The sequence below is a fragment of the Hymenobacter artigasi genome, assembly GCF_012275535.1.
Classification (GTDB): domain Bacteria; phylum Bacteroidota; class Bacteroidia; order Cytophagales; family Hymenobacteraceae; genus Hymenobacter; species Hymenobacter artigasi.
On the sequence record NZ_JAAVTK010000017.1, the window covers coordinates 22,550 to 39,042 of the forward strand.

The window sequence follows — 16,493 nt, forward strand, 5'->3', positions numbered from 1 at the left end:
ATGACACGCTGCCACCGACCTACTCGTGCAGCGCCTTCCAAATCATATCTTTCAGCTGCACAATGTTCTTATTTGCCAGGCTGGAAATGAACATGGACGGCACGTCAGCCGGGAGCGTCTGGCGGATTTCGGCTTCCAGTTCCTCATCAATCATATCCGATTTGGTGATGGCCAACAGGCGCTTTTTGTCCAGCAGGTCGGGGTTAAACTGCTCCAGCTCGCCCAGTAGGATTTGATATTCGGCGGCGATGTCGGGGCTGTCGCAGCTTATCATAAAGAGCAGGATAGAGTTGCGTTCGATGTGGCGCAGGAAGCGGGTGCCCAGGCCCTTGCCCTCGGCCGCGCCCTCGATGATGCCGGGAATGTCGGCCATCACGAAGGATTTGTAGTCGCGGTAGGCCACCACACCCAGGTTGGGCACTAGGGTAGTGAAGGCGTAGTCGGCAATCTTGGGCTTGGCGGCACTCACCACCGAGAGCAGCGTGCTCTTGCCCGCGTTGGGGAAGCCCACGAGGCCCACGTCGGCCAGCAGCTTCAGCTCCAGAATGATGATGGCCTCGATGGCTGGCTCACCGGGCTGCGCGTACTCGGGGGCCTGGTTGATGGAGTTCTTGAAGTGGTCGTTGCCCCAGCCGCCGCGCCCGCCGGGCACGAGCACCAGCCGCTGGCCGTGCTCCGTGATTTCCAGAATCTGGGTGCCGTCGGGGTCGCGGGCCACGGTGCCCAGGGGCACTTGCAGCACAATATCGGCTCCTTGCGCACCGCTACGCAGGTTTTCGCCCCCGCCCTCGCCGTCTTTGGCAAATACGTGGCGCTGGTACTGCAAGTGCAGAAGCGTCCAGTGCTGCGAGTTGCCTTCGAGGATGATGTGGCCGCCGCGGCCGCCGTCGCCGCCATCGGGGCCGCCGTTGGGCAGGCCTTTGGCCCGGAAGAAGTGGTGCGAGCCAGCACCGCCTTTGCCCGAGCGGCAGATAAGTTTGACGTAGTCGATGAAATTGTTGGAGGCCACGGGGATTGGGTATTTGATGTAAAAGAACTGTCATCCTGAGCGCAGCGAAGGACCTTAGGCCCGCCAAACGATTTGCAGTAACGCTAAACCGTACAAGCGTGATAAGGTCCTTCGCTGCGCTCAGGATGACAGCCGTATTAAAACAGTCGTGTAAAAACGTAAAGTTACGCTTTAACTTCTTTGGTCGCAGATGCCGGGGTTTCGGGAGCAGCCGCTTTGTTCTTGTCAATCAGCCCGCAGATTTGGCCGAAAATATCGTCAATAGGGCCAATGCCGTTCAGGGCGTGGAATTTGTTTTGGGCGGCGTAGTAGCCGGCTACCTGGGCGGTTTCGGTGTTGTACACCGTCACGCGGCGGCGAATTTTGGTTTCGTCCTGGTCGTCGGGGCGGTTGCTGGTTTTGCCACGTTCCAGCAGGCGCGTCACCAGTTCTTCCTCCTGCACTTCGAGCGCAATCATGCAGCCAATGTGCGTGTTGTGCTCGGTCATGAGGCGGTCGAGGCTTTCGGCCTGGGCCACGGTGCGCGGGAAGCCATCGAAAATGAAGCCCCCGACCTGCGGATTATTTTTCAACGCACTGCCAATCATCCCGATAACCACAGAATCGGGCACGAGCAAACCTTCGTCCATAAGCTTTTTAGCTTGCAGACCAAGGTCGGTACCCTGCGCAATCTGGGCGCGCAGCAGGTCGCCGGTGCTCAGGTGCACGAGGTTGTAGTGGGTGATGAGTTTTTGGCTCTGGGTTCCTTTGCCGGCGCCGGGAGGGCCGAACAGCACGATATTCAACATGTAGAAGACGCGTTGCGCGAGGGAGGTGATTTAGGTGGGTTTGGGCAAGTTACTCAATCGGGGGCAGAAACGTTGCTACACAGCTACGTATACATCGGCCAGATTGCGGCCTAAGCCGTCGTAGTCAAGGCCGTAGCCGACCACGAAGTCGTTGGGGATTTCCTGGGCCACGTAGCGCACCGACAGGTCGTGCCGCAGGCTAGCAGGCTTGAAAAACAGCGCCGCAATCTCGACCGAAGCCGGGCCTTTTTCCAGCAGTGTGGGCAGCAGGTGGTGCATGGTAGTGCCTGTGTCCACAATATCCTCCACGATGATGAGGTGGCGGCCCTGCACTTCTTCGCGCAGACCCAGAATTTCCTGCACCACGCCGGTACTATCGGTGCCCTCGTAAGAAGCCACGCGAATAAAGACAATCTCGCATTCGCCCACGAAGCGCTTCAGCAAATCGGAAGCAAACATGAACCCACCGGTGAGCACGACCACAAACAACGGCTTTCGCCCGGCATAGTCGGCACTGAGGCGGGCACCCAGGCCGGCCACGACTTCATCCAACTGAGCAGCCGATAAATACGGCCGAAATTCCTTATTGTGGATGGTGATGTGGGAGTGGCCCATGCGGCGCGGGAGGGGTATAATGAGGGTGCAAAGCTACGGCCGGAATCGGCCGCCGCATCAACCTTACGCCCTTTCCGCATTTCCGGAGAGTGCCGTACCCGGCAGGGTACATGCCCCGAAGTGGTCCGGTAAGATTGACGCGGCGGAGGAAACCTCCCCTACTCTATCGTCCGCAACGCCGTATAAATCACGCGGGCCGCAGCCGGCACAAAGGCTTCGGCGTAGCGAACGTGGGGCTGCAGGGTGGCTTCGATGCGCTGCTTTTCCAGTTGCACGGGGGCCATGCCGCGCTCGCCGCCTTTTTCGGCAATGTGCGGCGCGATAACCAGCGACACGATGCTCATCAACTTAATGAGGATGTTCATGCTCGGGCCGGAAGTGTCTTTAAAGGGGTCGCCCACGGTGTCGCCGGTTACGGAGGCTTTGTGCGCGTCGGAGCCTTTATACTGCATCACGCCGTTCACCATCACGCCTTTCTCAAAAGATTTTTTGGCGTTGTCCCAGGCCCCGCCAGCGTTGCTCTGGAACATGGCCATGAGCACGCCGCTGACGGTAACACCAGCCAGCAGACCGCCCAGCACCTCAGGCGAAGACGCGTTCGAGAAGAGGCCCCGGCAGCCGAAGCCCACGATGATAGGCGTGAGCAAAGCAATAGCACCCGGCAAAATCATTTCCCGGATAGCTGCCTGGGTCGAAATGGCTACGCATTTCTCGTACTCCGGCCGGCCCGTACCTTCCATGATGCCCGGAATTTCGCGGAACTGCCGGCGCACTTCCTGCACCATGGCCATGGCGGCCCGGCCCACGGCGGCAATGGCCAGCGAGGAGAAAATGAACGGAATCATAGCCCCGATAAACACGCCAGCCAGCACGGGCGCTTTGCTGATATCAATGGACGTAATGTTGGCCGTGCCCATGAAGGCGGCAAACAGGGCCAGCGAGGTAAGCGCGGCCGAAGCAATGGCGAAGCCTTTGCCGGTAGCGGCAGTGGTGTTACCCACGGCATCCAGAATATCAGTGCGCTCGCGTACTTCCTTGGGCAGCTCGCACATTTCGGCGATGCCGCCGGCATTGTCAGCAATGGGGCCGAAGGCGTCGATGGCCAGCTGCATGGCGGTAGTGGCCATCATTCCAGCGGCGGCAATGGCCACACCGTAGAGGCCCGCCGCTTCGTAGCTGAGCACGATGCCAGCCGCCAGCACCAGAATAGGCAGCACCGTGGACTCCATGCCCACGGCCAGCCCGCCGATAACCGTAGTGGCGTGGCCCGTGCTGCTTTGCTGAATGATGCTATTGACCGGGCGCTTGCCCATGGCGGTGTAATACTCGGTGATGATGCTCATCAACGTGCCCACCACGAGGCCCACCAGCACGGCATAAAAAACGTGCATGGCATCGAAGATGATGCCGCGAATGGTGAAATTACCAGCCGGCAAAATCCACATAATCAAGCCATATGCACCGGCGGCTGACACGACCACCGAGATGTAGTTGCCGGTATTGAGCGCGCCCTGAACGTTGCCACCTTCCTTCACCCGCACGCAGAGAATACCAATGAGCGAGGCGATGATGCCCATGCCCGCAATGGCCATCGGCAGGAAGATGGGCGAGAGGCCGCCGAACTGGTCATTGGTCACGGTTACTTCGCGCCCTAGTACCATGGTAGCCAGAATGGTGGCCACGTAGGAGCCGAACAAGTCGGCCCCCATGCCAGCCACGTCGCCCACGTTGTCGCCCACGTTATCGGCAATGGTGGCGGGGTTGCGGGGGTCATCCTCCGGGATGCCGGCTTCGACCTTGCCCACGAGGTCGGCGCCCACATCGGCCGCCTTGGTGTAGATGCCGCCGCCCACGCGAGCAAACAGGGCAATGCTTTCGGCCCCGAGCGAGAAGCCGGTAAGGACTTCGAGGGCTTTTTCCATTTCCATGCCATTGGCGAGGCCGCTGGGCACAAACATTTTATAGAACACAATAAACAGCGAGCCCAAACCCAGCACGGCCAGGCCGGCCACGCCCATGCCCATCACCGAGCCGCCCGAAAACGACACGTTGAGCGCGGTACTGAGGCTGGTTTTAGCCGCCTGCGCCGTACGCACGTTGGCCTTGGTGGCAATTTTCATCCCGATGAAACCGGCCAGTGCCGAGAACACCCCGCCAATCAAGAAAGCAATGACGATGACGGGGCTGGAATTGCCGCTCGTGCTACCCAGATAGAACAGGAAAGCCCCGGCAATCAGCCCAAATAGGGCCAGCACCTTGTATTCGGCCTTGAGAAAGGCGATGGCACCATCGGCAATGTAGCCGGCAATGGTGGTCATGCGCGCGTCACCAGCATCCTGCTTTGCTACCCAGCCAGCACGCAGCCAGGTGTAGAGCAAGGCAAAAATTCCCAGCGCGGGCACGGCGTAAAGGTATGGGGTCATAAAAAGTGAATGGGTGGGAAAATGTGATTAGAGCAGTTTTGGTTCGCAAAATAGCGGAAATACTACCGAAAACTACTCTCCCATTCACTTCATAATCAGGTTCCTCGAAAATAACGCACCGCAGCCCGCTCTGTGACGTAATAAAGGGCAAAGCAGCTGACTGTTACTACTGGCAACGCAATCCAATAGTAGCGGGTAAAGTTGACCAATTCGCCCGTCAGCGCGACCAAGGCGACGTAACTCAGGATAAGGAGCGGGAAATGATACAGATAGAGCGAAAAGCTAAAAATCCCAACTTCATGAAATGCTCGTACCAGTAGATTTTGCCGCTGCACACGCCCAGCCAACAGCGCCGACACGCTTAATACCGCCAGCGCCGAGGCCAGCGGCCCCGATAACAGCCGCAAGTGTAATGCTGCCAAGCCGATGAGCAATAGCAAAAGCATTCCAATGCCCAACGCTAACCAGAACCCGGAAAACTGCCGGAAGGCTGGCAGCCAGCGGGGTCGCGTCGTCACCACATCGTAAAGCCCCACTCCCAGCGCGAAGTAGCCGTTGTAGAGTAACAGAAAATCACCCAAAAAACTGATATTCAAGTGCAGCACACTGGCCACCATACCAAATGCGTAGAAGGCTGCCGACAGTGAGTAGTAGTACCGAACACGCCAGAAAGCCAAAGGCACTGCCAAATAAAAAAGCGCCTCGGGCAGCAGCGACCAGTACACGTTATTGTATCCAAAAAACTGCTTGCCAGGCATCAGAAAAAGGACAGCGCGACCTATTGCTCGCAGCGTAAGCGGGTGCAACTCGTGCCAAGCTGCGAGTCGGCTGGCATTAAACTCGCGACCAATAGCATTGGTCATCAAATTTGGATGCGCCGCTGCCACGTAATATAGGGTCAATACTCCCAGCGCAAGCGAGGCTAGATAAGGCGGGTAAATGCGTACAATACGGTTGAGATAGAACCGAAAGGCCGGACGGTGCTTTTTGAGTTGCGCGTAGCGGATAAAAAAGCCCGAAAGCACAAAAAAGAAAATTACCACTTCATAGCCTGCCGAACTAAGCATATCGCCAATGAAGGCCACGTATTGCGATGGGCTCCAACTAGCCCGGGGGAAACCCGTAAATACTCGGTGCCCCCCGACCACAACAGAAACTTGGCGTGATAAACGACAACGTAAAAGGCACAAAATCCCCGCAGCGCGTGGAGAATATCCAGTTCCTGATAGCTGAGCAACCGAGGAACAACGGATTTATTCTGTAAGGATGACGCAGGTACGATTATAGCCATAATCGGGCAAAGGTACAGCCGAGCCCTTAATAATTTCCGAAGCAAAACATGGCAGAGTAGCAGCCTGCTGGTAATATTGCGCTATTCTACCAATCCATTGGACAAGCGCATATGCACTTCGGGCGTACAGATAAAGCACTAGTCCCAAGGCGCGACGGCGTGTTGCAATGCTTCGGCATCGGAGCAGCTACTACCTTTTACTTTGAGTTGGTGCGAGATGTTCGAGGCGGTTGAGCAGCCACCCAAAAGGAACCCCAGCCAAAATTAAAAGAGCAGCATCAGACTGGATTAAATACCGCATTTCTAGCTGGCGTAAGCCGACGCAGATAAACAGATACATAAAGGCAAAGAAGAATAGTAATGGCCAAACGCTCCGGTGCCGACGTAGCAGAAATGCTCCCACCAAGCAGACTATCAACATAATGCTTCGGTATAAGAACAGCATACCTATGAGTTTACTGCCGCCCTGCATAAGTTGGTTTTTGAAAAACGCCTTTTTAAGGTTCAGCAGCGGAACGCGAGTCCAGTACCGAAATGGGTGTCTCTGCTGGTACGAACTATCTAAAGCCGTGAAACCTGCCCTCAGCTCGGCGTTACAATTACTGGCTTGGCTGTAGTGTTGGTTAGTCCGCCATATGTAGAAGCCCGTTCCGCACTGCCGGGCCATTTGAATAAGGGCTTGAGCACGGGCAGTTTCAGCATATGTACCGAAAACATCGGCTGGAAACTCGGGCAAGACAGTAATGCCAGCAATGCCGTCCAAATAAGCATTGGCATCAGGGTCCCAGCCGTATATCCATTTACGAGCCGAATTCACGTCCTCTGTGTACCGTTCGTATCCAGCGGTGGGCGGTTTGAGCAGGAGGAAACGGTGCTGAAACACGTAGTTGCGGACAGGCCAGCCAATGTACAAAGCTGTGAACCCGAGCAAGGCCACAAAACTCAATCCAACAAATTGCCGCCCAAAGCCTTTAGCTGTGTAAAGCCAGAAAAACACCGGCACCAACAGTATCCCGAGGTATTCACGTACTATTAGGGACAGGCCCACCAGTAAGCCAGCTACCAAGGCATTGCGCTTATCTACAGGGCGGGTAGCCAACCACCAAAATACTGCGATAGTTAAAAAAGTGGCAAAGGCTTCAGTGCTTGAAACCGGCATCCACACCAGTATGAATGGATACAGCGCGTAGAACAGCCCCGAAATCCAAGCTGCGCGGACATCGTGCGACAATGCTTTGGCCGCAGCGTACACCAAGTAGATAGCAAGCGTATCGAGCAAGCATTGACTGAAAGCCACCGCCTGAAAAACGTATTGCTTACCAAACAACAGGTAATGCGCTCCCCAAAAAAACGGGTATCCGGGCAGCCGCCCAAAAGCAGCTTCCGGGTTCAGAAGGTTAAAGCTGTATAGACCACGGTGCCACAGGTTGATGAAGCTGTCAGTATATGAAGCAGTGTCGTCGTTGATGAACGGACTGCTACTTTTGTAATACAGCATAGCTCCTACCCATACAAACCAGAGCCGTACTACCATCCCTAGGGTTAGCAGCAGAGGTACTGCATAGGGAAACAACCGAGAAGTTGAATGTGAAGCAGTAGCCGGACTGACATTAGTATTCATGCGAGGTGAAAGTGGATTTCTTCGAAGCAAAATAGCCCAGTATCTAATTTTTGGGATAAAAAGTAGTGCTGACTGATGGGCAACGGTAAAAGCCCACAAAGCTACTCAGCGTTATTGCATCGATTCTGGAATGTCCCGCAATAGCTACCCCCTCCCGTACTTTACCTGACATTCCCACTGTCCTCTCATAAATACCGCATCAGCACCTGATAAAGTGCCAGCGTACTGGTAATGTCGCGCTTATCTACCAACTCATCGGGCGAGTGTACGTGGTCTTCGGGTGCGCCCACGAAGCACCAGTCCCAGGGCGCGGCGGCGTGTTGCAGCTCTTTGGCATCGGAGCCGCCGCTGCCTTCTACCTCCAATTGGTGGGGAATGCCCGAATCTATCGCGATGGCCCGGATGCGGTCGACGTAGGCTCGGCGCGGAATGAGCGAGTCGCGCAACGAAATGGCACAGCCCTGGCCGGCGTGTACACCCTCGGTCACCCAGGTGATGTCCGAAATCAGGGCCTGGCGCACGCCGTAGGTTTCGAAGATGTACTTGGCGAGGTAGGACACCGAGCCGCCGCCGTGTTCTTCCCAGCACGAGAAAGCAATGATACCGTGCTCCAGGGTTTCGCACAAGCGCAGGGCATTCCACACGCCCAGACGGTTGTCGAGGTAGCAGCTTTGTACGGTGGTGGGCGTTTCGCGGAAGTCGCAGTAGAAGGTGAGCTCCGTACCCCGGTCAATGTCGCGGTGGAACGCGTAGCCTAGTTCCCCGGTTTCTTCGTCAACGGTTAATGTACAGTCTACTTCTCCTTGCGAATCCTTTCCTACCAGGCGATAACCCGCTTCGGCCTGCGGGCCTCCAATTCGTACCAATTGCCGGCCGTAGCGCACCGTGAAGCCGATGCTATCGAGGTGGGCAAAAACGGCCGTACGTGGCTTCCCGAACACCAGCAGAATGCAGTCCTGGAACCTCTCATCGGCGATAATCTGAGGCTGGTGCAGCCAGGTGGCCTGCTGCTGCCGAACATAATCGAGCACAAATTTGGTGAGGGCAGCCTCGTTGCCGGCGGGGGCTGGCAGGCGGCAAAGCGAGTGGAGCAGATGCATAAGCAAGAGGAAGTACGGCCAAAGCTAAGGCAAACTCCGTACTTTAGCAGACCCATTTCCTCTACTTCCCAATTCGTGCTGGAAGAACAACGGTTTGGGGCTGCTCTCTACTCTCATTCTATGCTGCGTTCGCTGTTTTGTGTCTGCTTGGGGCTGCTCATGCTGCCATTCCTGGGCAGGGCCCAAACGCTTGATACAATCCGCACCCCGCCCCCGATGAAAACGGTGGCGCTCGATTCGGTGGGTGTGATGCCCTCAGCCATTGATACCAAAGGCTGGCTCCTGGTGGATAAGGATATTCAGACAGAGTTGGATGGCGCGGTCGACAACATTTATAACTTCAAGTTCGACAAGGCCGAGAAGCAATTCCGCTCGCTGCGCCGCCGCTACCCAAACCACCCCATGTCGTATTTTATGCTGGGGCTGAGCACCTGGTGGAAAATTCGCCCCACCAACTTTCAGAGCACCCAATACGACAAGCCCTTTTTTGCTTATATGGACACGGCTGTCACCAAGGCCCAGGCGCTCTATGATGCAGATAACCACAACTACGAAGCCAGCTTCTTCCTGTCGGCCTCTTATGGATTTTCGGCCCGACTGCACGGCGAGCGTCACGATTGGCGCAAAGCCACCGTCGATGCCCGCCGCTCCCTCAACTACCTCAAAAAAAGCCAGGAAGCAAATGATTTGAGCCCAGAATTTCAATTCGGGCAGGCACTATTCAACTACTATTCGGTTTGGATTGGCGAAAACTACACCCTGCTTAAACCGGTGCTGCTGTTTTTCCCGAAGGGTGATAAAAAACTGGGTCTGCAACAATTGCGTAGCGTGGCTGCTAATGGCTTCTACACCGCTACTGAGGCGCGGGTATTTCTAATGGGCATCCTCAAAAACGAGGAGAACAATGCCGAAGAAGCCATGCCCGTGGCGAAGTACTTAGCCAACCGGTTTCCGGACAATGGTTATTTCCAGCGGTTTTACGCCTTTATGGCTTATGACCAAGGTGAATTCACGGATTGCGAGCGGGTGAGCCGCCAGATTTTGGACAAGATTAACAAGGGCATGCCAGGTTACGAAGGCATTAGCGGGCGCTACGCAAGCTACTTCCTGGGTTATCTGATGCAGAACCGCTACCGCGATATCGCCAAGGCCAAGGACTATTACCAGCGGTGCATCGTATTTTCCGAAAGCACAGGCGAGACTGCCGGCGGATTTTATTTGTTTGCCAATGCCAACCTGGCCCGTATCGCAGTAAAGGAAAAGGACCTAACAGCAGCTAAGCGCTACTACGTGGTAGTAGCTGACAAAGCCGACCATAAGTCAGAACAATATAAAGAGGCCAAAATGTGGTTGAAAAAGAACGGCAAAGCTTAGCCAGCGCATTATGGAGCTAAAGGATTTATATATCACCCCATTCTATTTGGCCCTTATCTATGGCATTGCCTATGGGGTGCGCGGCTCGGTTACGAACGTGTACACTAAAAAGTACTTTATTCCGGCCCTGACGGTTAAAATCGTGGGGGCTATTGCCCTCGGCATTCTGTATCACACGTTATATGGCGGCGATACTAATAACTATTACCATCAGGCTGGTATCATTTACCATGCATTTGGCGACTCTTTTGCGGCGGGGTTGGAGTTAGTTACGACCTCCGGCGATATAACTCCGGCGATTAGCAAGTATGTTTCGAGGATGACGTGGTTTGGCCATGGCAGCAACGAGTATTTTGTTATCCGGGTTGCAGCCGTATTTGCCCTGTTCTGCTTTTATACATATACTGTCATTGCCATTTTATTTGCCGCTATTACTTTCAGCGGTATGTGGGTGATGTATATGACATTTTCTAAAATACGGCCACAGGCATACAAAGAATTGGCTATTGCCGTATTTTTTCTGCCCTCTGTATTTTTCTGGGGTTCAGGGCTATTAAAGGATTCACTCTGTCTGGGCGCATTGGGCTGGCTTTTCTATTGCTTCTACCGTGGAGCCATCGAACGCAAGAATATAATTCGCTGTCTGGTACTAGGCGTAATGATGAGTGCGGTTATCCTGTCGATGAAGACGTACATTCTGTTGGCTTTCATGCCCCCAGCGCTGTTATGGGTATTTAACGAGAGCACCCGTAACATCAAGAGCGCGGCCGTGCGCTGGCTAGCTAAGCCACTTTTCCTAGGTGTGGGTACATTAGTTGCTATATTCGCTATGTCGCAGTTAGCCGCTGCTGATGCTCGCTTCAACCTTGACAAAATCGGCGAGCAGAGTAAAATCACTGCCGACTACCTGCAGCAGGTTAGCAAAACAGAACAGGGTTCGGGTTACAATATAGGAGAGCAGGATGGCACCCTCGGTGGCATGGCAAAGCTGGCTCCCCAGGCCATTGTGGTATCGTTGTTTAGGCCGTTCCTATGGGAAGCTCGCAACCCAACCATGTTACTATCTGCTTTGGAAGCCTCCTACTTCATGCTGCTCACGGTGCGCATCTTTTGGCGCGTGGGATTCTTCAAAACCATCGGTGCCATAAGTAGTGTACCAGTGCTTACGCTCTGCTTTGTATTCAGCCTTATTTTTGCTATTTCGGTAGGGATTTCCAGCGGCAACTTTGGCACGCTGGTGCGCTACAAAATCCCGCTTATGCCCTTCTACCTGAGCGGCTTGTACATTCTACAAAGCCTCACGGTACCACAGGCCGCAGCCCGAGCAGGGCAGCGACGTCTTGCAGGCGTACCGCGTCTGGCACGCGCTCATGCTTAGCTAAATAGATTTAGGAAGTTGGGCGTATTGGCTAGCACCGAATAGCGCTGCTCGATGGTGGTGCGGGCGGCGGCACCCAGGTGCTGGCGCAGACTGGCATCTGCCAGCAGTTTGCGCAGGCTGGCTTCCCACTCGGCGGGATTAGCGCACACGAAACCGTTGTGGCCGTGCTGCACCACTTCGGTATTCATTCCGACCGGCGATACTAACGCGGGTACACCCAAAGCCATGTACTGAAGGGCTTTAAATGCGCATTTACCCTTGGCCCACGGGTCATCCTCCAGCGGCATCAGGCCAACATGAAAGCCCAGCAGGTCGGCTATTTCTGTGTCTTTGCGCCACGGTAGGTACACTAGTGATTTCAGCGGGAAAGCCGGCGGCTGGTTGGATATGACCCGGAATTCAAAGTCCAGTCCTTCGTCTTCCAGTTTGGCCAGTACCGGCACTACTTGGTCGAGGTACTTAAGGGTAGAGTGCGTGCCAGTCCAGCCGATAACGAGACGGCCGGACGCGGCTTGGTCGCGCACTTGGTTGTGCAGGTTCACGGTATCGATGGTAGTGGGATTTACGATGGCCACTGGGTTGAACTGCCGGGCGTAATTGGCCAGATAAGTATTGCCGCAACTATTTTTGTAAGCCCAGCGACAGATATCGGCTACTTTTTGGTGCCATTTTACCCCAGCGGCTATTTTGTTGGCCTCGGAGGTATTAGCCAACCAAATGGCATCATCGAAGTCGTAGATAATCTTCTTGCCCAGCGCTTTGCTGATAACCCACTCAAACACGGGCGGCCCCACGGGCGCAGCTTCGCGGTGAATGAACACGAAATCATAGCTTGGCACGCGTAATAACAGCACCATCCGTCGGGCAAAACCACCCAGAATGCCCAACGCTTTGGCACCGGCCTGGCCCGGCTGGTACAGGATGTTCCAAGTGGCCACCGATATAAACGGGGCTAGGTGACAGGTATGCCCAGCCACCGTCATGGCGTCCAGATACTGCTCGAAGCGAAAACGCTGGGATGGTGCCCGGCCGGGTGGATAAGGCACAAGAAATAATATGCGCATACGGAGAGTTAATACGTTGGATAAAGCGCGTCACCTCAGCGGGGATGCGACGCGGATTAGCTTCGGAAAGTACTTTAAGGACTTTTGCTAAACCGCGTGTTTAAGGAAATTAGAGCGCTTCTTAGGTTAGGTCAAACCAACCTGAGAAGCGCTCTAATAGCCAACCGGGAGCGATACGATTGGGCGTAGTTAGTCGCATGGGTAAGCGGTTACGCGTTAGCCAAAGCCTGCTGGTAGTAACCCGCCAGCAACTCGTATGTGTGAGCCGGCGCAAATTTCTGCCGCACAAATATCCGCCCCGCCCCCGAAAACTGATGCCGCAGGCCCTCATCAGCCGCCAAGGCCACTATGGCATCGGCCATTGCGGACACATTACGGTTGGGTACGAGCAACCCCGATTTCCCGGCTTCAAATAGCTCGGTTGGTCCGCCACAATCGCTGGCAATCAGCGGTACCCCGTAATACAGCGCATCGAGGCAGGTAAGCGAGAACGACTCGGCTTCCGAGAAGTTGAGAATGATGTCGTGCGCCTTGATTGCGGCTTCGGTATCAACTACAAAGCCCTCAAAATGAACTATTCCAACCAAATTTAGGGCTTGGGCCGCCGTCTCCAGTTCGCGCTGGAATTCCTGGTTCTTTCCCATGCCCATGTTGCCGCCCATGAAACGCAGTCGCAGGTTAGGGTTACGGGCATACGCTGATTGGAAAGCTTCTAACGCCAAGTTTTGACCTTTTCCACGTATGTAGTTACTTAGATACAGGAGCCGCACGGGAGAGGTATTATCGTGGGAAACTATATGAGGCAGCAGCTTTTCTCCCCGTACGGGCAGCGGGTCATACACTGTGTGTATCCACACGGAATCCGAGGCAAAATAGCTCCTTACCGCTTCCGACACGCACAGCACCTGTTGCGCCGCGTTTTCGGCTAGCCACCGCCATCCACGCGCCAAAAAAGACACTTGGGCCTGGGGCAGAAAGCGTACATGCGCAACCACCAGCAGCTTGCATCCACTTAGCCAACGCGCTGCATAAGCCGTGAGATTATAAAAATCGTTGAGGTGCAGAATGTCCACTTGGCGTCGCGCGGCCAGTCGGTGCAGCCGCCAGCCATTGAGGAGCAGCATGGGCAGGTACAGCAGCAAGTCGCTTTTGCGGCGGCTCAACTCCACAAAGGGTAACTCGTGCACCACGTAGCCATCGGCTTCGAGTTCAGCCACACAAGTACTGCCAACGGGCAGTACCCACTCAAAATGAATACCCGAACGAAGTGACTGCGTAGCACGGCGCATGGCATTCAACGCACCTGTAATGGCCCGTGAATTGTCTACTATCAGCACACGTAATTGTTTATCCGGCAACATACAAAGCAAGACTTTATTCATTAAATCATACAATACCTTATTCAATGAGCAAAAAATAACCGCTTTAATTTTAAGTCGTTAATCATATAACAAGCACCTGACTCACAATTAGCGTGAAGCAACTACCGCCCGTTTATACTTATATAATTACTTAATAAGGATTATAATTTTTCAAGCAACGCCAGCCATTCGCGGCCAATTGTATCTTTTGTAAAGGCTCGCATCCGCTGGCTCGCCTGCTCGCCCAACGCACGCCGCCTATCGGCATCGGCGAGCAGCTGCACGAGGGTATCAACCCAAACTTGCTCGTCGGCGGCCACTGTGGCGAGGTTGCTGATAACGGGGAGGAGCACGCCATGAGCAGCCATTTCGGCCTGTCGGAGCGGCTTTTTTGGCGGGCTGGTACCCGGTGCCAACATTTCTCGGGGGCCGGTGGGGCAGTCGGCGGCGGCTACGGGACGGCTGCACACCATGGCCTCGCCCAAGGCCATCGGAAAGCCTTCGTTGAGGGAAGGCAACACGAATATTGTGGCGCGGGCGATGAACGTGTGCGGTTGACTTTGATAGCCCGCAAACAATACGGCGGCCGTACGGGCCAGCCCAATCTGCTGTCCGGACTGATACACCGTCAGGTTGAGGTCGTGGCATCGGGCTAGTAGCGCGGTATATTGCTCGCCCTGCCCTACCAGCAATAGCTTGCAAGAAGGTATTCGCTGGCGCACCTGCGCGAATACCTTGAGCAAGGCCAGCAGGTTTTTTTCGGGGGCCAACCGGCCGGCCGCGACCAATACTGGATGGGTAGCCAGAACTTCAGCGTACGGCGACGGCGGTAATAACGCGCCTTGTTGCCGAATAGCTTCGTCATCGAAAAAATTATTTATTACCTGCACTTTGCTGGCGGGCAGGCCCAGTTGCTCTACCAGCTCGGCCCGGATGCCGGCGCTAACGGTTACAATGCGCGCCGCCTGCCGGTACAGCAGCGGAATAAGCAGGTGACGACGCACCCAGCCCAACCCACCCCGCATGTTGCGGTCGTGTAATTTAGAGCCGTGCACGCATAGCACCCGCCGCTCACCGACTCCGCTCAGTAAGTTTACATAATCAGCCCCTTCGAGGTGGCTGATACTGATGGCTACCCGCCGGGCCCGTTTCAACTGTCGCAGCAACTGGCACCGCCGAAAGAAGTAGCCAATTTTTGCCAGCGGCCCGCCGCCGCCCGGCACGCTCAAATCATGCAGTTCGTTGGCAGTTTCGTATCCTTGGGCGCAGTCCAGATTGAATACGCATTCCGTGACCTTATAAGGCCCCGCCAGTAGGCGGGCATGGTCGGCAAAAACCCGCTGAGCCCCGCCCAACCCCAGGTTCGGAATAAGCAGCAGTAACGCGGGCCGCTCAGGTGCCGGGGTTTGTAGCGCGCTTTTCATTTATATCAAATGCTTTAAGGATGCCAGGAAACGACGGCGCCACAATACGGTGGGGTCGGCGCGCAGGGCTTTTAGCAAATATCGCAGGGTATCGAGACGACGCCTTTTGGTGAGAGCGAACGTGAGGGTAATAAAGGTATAGCGGTTGGCCACGAAATAGGCAACTCTGCACCCGTAGCGTTGCACGAATGCGGCATTAGACTCCACAAGTTCGATAAATCGTTCATCGCGCAGTCGTACAGCCTCGGCCCCGATGGTATTGAGGCTACGGCCGGCATGCTCGCACAGGCCAAAGGTGCGCGCGGCAATGTAATGGAAAGAGTATTGGCTCGCCAATCGAAGCCATAGCTCCCAGTCTTCGGCCGAGGCCAAGCAACGGTCCTCCACAAATGGGTTGGCCAAGGCAATGTCATGGCGCACGAACACCGTATTGCAGGCCAGAAAGTTGTCGTGGAGCAAGGCCTCGCTAGTTGAAACTCGGAGCGGGTATGCCGGCCGGCCAACTACTTTTCCATCGGCAGTTATTACATCGTATTCCGTATGCAAAAGCTCAACTTCGCCGTTACGGGCTAAAAACTCACGTATCACTCGTAAGTGGTGTGGGTACATTTTATCGTCACAATCGAAGTAGTTGACGTAACGGCCCCGTGCCTGGTGCAGGCCGTAGTTGCGGGCAGCTCCCCGTTCGGCATTGGGCTGCGTAAACACCCGAATCCGAGCGTCGCACAGGGCCAGTTCCTGCGCTACTGCCAAGGTTTGGTCTTGGCTGCCATCATCAACCAACAGCAACTCAAAATCTCCATCCTGCTGCTGCAAAATTGCCGCTACTGTGGCCGGCAGTATCTCGTGCCGGTTGTAGCACGGAACAACGATGGAAAAATAAGGGGACATCGTGGGAATAATTTAACTCGTAAAGAATTTCACTCCAACTATGCCAAGTTGATGAGTAGCCAGCAATTGTCATGCATTTACTTAGGTAGAGGAGTGAGTAGATATTCCCAGCAGCGATGGTTCTGCCCGGCCGTTCTAGCGGCGGTTGCAG

Annotated in this window: 13 protein-coding genes; 2 read left to right on the forward strand and 11 right to left on the reverse strand. The window is 55.1% G+C overall.

Annotated elements, in window-relative coordinates:
• Positions 1-19: 19 nt before the first annotated feature.
• The 7 genes from obgE to HBN54_RS20165 all read right to left on the reverse strand — a co-directional run bounded on the left by obgE (position 20) and on the right by HBN54_RS20165 (position 8,847).
• Entirely contained in the window at positions 20-1,009 is a 990-nt protein-coding gene (gene obgE / locus HBN54_RS20135; protein ID WP_168675031.1) for a GTPase ObgE, read from the reverse strand.
• Positions 1,010-1,173: 164 nt separating this feature from the next.
• Positions 1,174-1,797, reverse strand: coding sequence for an adenylate kinase (locus HBN54_RS20140; RefSeq protein ID WP_168675032.1), 624 nt, complete (start codon positions 1,795-1,797; stop codon positions 1,174-1,176).
• A gap of 75 nt (positions 1,798-1,872) precedes the next feature.
• Positions 1,873-2,412, reverse strand: coding sequence for a phosphoribosyltransferase (locus tag HBN54_RS20145; protein WP_168675033.1), 540 nt, complete (start codon positions 2,410-2,412; stop codon positions 1,873-1,875).
• A 158-nt stretch (positions 2,413-2,570) separates the two neighbouring features.
• The gene (locus HBN54_RS20150) at positions 2,571-4,835 is read right to left on the reverse strand and encodes a sodium-translocating pyrophosphatase (RefSeq protein ID WP_168675034.1); all 2,265 of its coding nucleotides are present in this window, start codon (positions 4,833-4,835) and stop codon (positions 2,571-2,573) included.
• A 95-nt stretch (positions 4,836-4,930) separates the two neighbouring features.
• Complete coding sequence (locus tag HBN54_RS20155) at positions 4,931-5,983, reverse strand: acyltransferase family protein (RefSeq protein WP_210428128.1); 1,053 nt, start codon at positions 5,981-5,983, stop codon at positions 4,931-4,933.
• A 333-nt stretch (positions 5,984-6,316) separates the two neighbouring features.
• Positions 6,317-7,747 (reverse strand): ArnT family glycosyltransferase, encoded by a 1,431-nt coding sequence (locus tag HBN54_RS20160; protein ID WP_168675036.1) that lies wholly within the window; start codon positions 7,745-7,747, stop codon positions 6,317-6,319.
• A 185-nt stretch (positions 7,748-7,932) separates the two neighbouring features.
• A complete protein-coding gene (locus HBN54_RS20165) occupies positions 7,933-8,847 on the reverse strand; it encodes an aminopeptidase (RefSeq protein WP_168675037.1) in 915 nt (304 codons plus the stop codon).
• On the opposite strand from HBN54_RS20165, the gene HBN54_RS20170 reads away from it, so the two are divergent.
• Together HBN54_RS20170 and HBN54_RS20175 are read left to right on the forward strand one after the other, a co-directional pair.
• Positions 8,842-10,221, forward strand: coding sequence for a tetratricopeptide repeat protein (locus HBN54_RS20170; protein ID WP_235955625.1), 1,380 nt, complete (start codon positions 8,842-8,844; stop codon positions 10,219-10,221). The two genes, HBN54_RS20165 and HBN54_RS20170, sit on opposite strands and share 6 nt — an antisense overlap.
• A 10-nt stretch (positions 10,222-10,231) precedes the next feature.
• A complete protein-coding gene (locus tag HBN54_RS20175) occupies positions 10,232-11,599 on the forward strand; it encodes a hypothetical protein (RefSeq protein WP_168675038.1) in 1,368 nt (455 codons plus the stop codon).
• Here HBN54_RS20175 and HBN54_RS20180 read toward each other — a convergent pair.
• The 4 genes from HBN54_RS20180 to HBN54_RS20195 all read right to left on the reverse strand — a co-directional run bounded on the left by HBN54_RS20180 (position 11,596) and on the right by HBN54_RS20195 (position 16,342).
• Complete coding sequence (locus tag HBN54_RS20180; RefSeq protein WP_168675039.1) at positions 11,596-12,666, reverse strand: glycosyltransferase family 4 protein; 1,071 nt, start codon at positions 12,664-12,666, stop codon at positions 11,596-11,598. The two genes, HBN54_RS20175 and HBN54_RS20180, sit on opposite strands and share 4 nt — an antisense overlap.
• A 209-nt stretch (positions 12,667-12,875) precedes the next feature.
• Entirely contained in the window at positions 12,876-14,048 is a 1,173-nt protein-coding gene (locus HBN54_RS20185; protein ID WP_168675040.1) for a glycosyltransferase family 4 protein, read from the reverse strand.
• 140 nt (positions 14,049-14,188) lie between these two features.
• Positions 14,189-15,451 (reverse strand): glycosyltransferase, encoded by a 1,263-nt coding sequence (locus tag HBN54_RS20190; protein ID WP_168675041.1) that lies wholly within the window; start codon positions 15,449-15,451, stop codon positions 14,189-14,191.
• Positions 15,452-16,342, reverse strand: a complete 891-nt coding sequence (locus HBN54_RS20195; RefSeq protein WP_168675042.1) for a glycosyltransferase family 2 protein — start codon at positions 16,340-16,342, stop codon at positions 15,452-15,454. It lies immediately after the preceding gene.
• Positions 16,343-16,493: the final 151 nt, after the last annotated feature.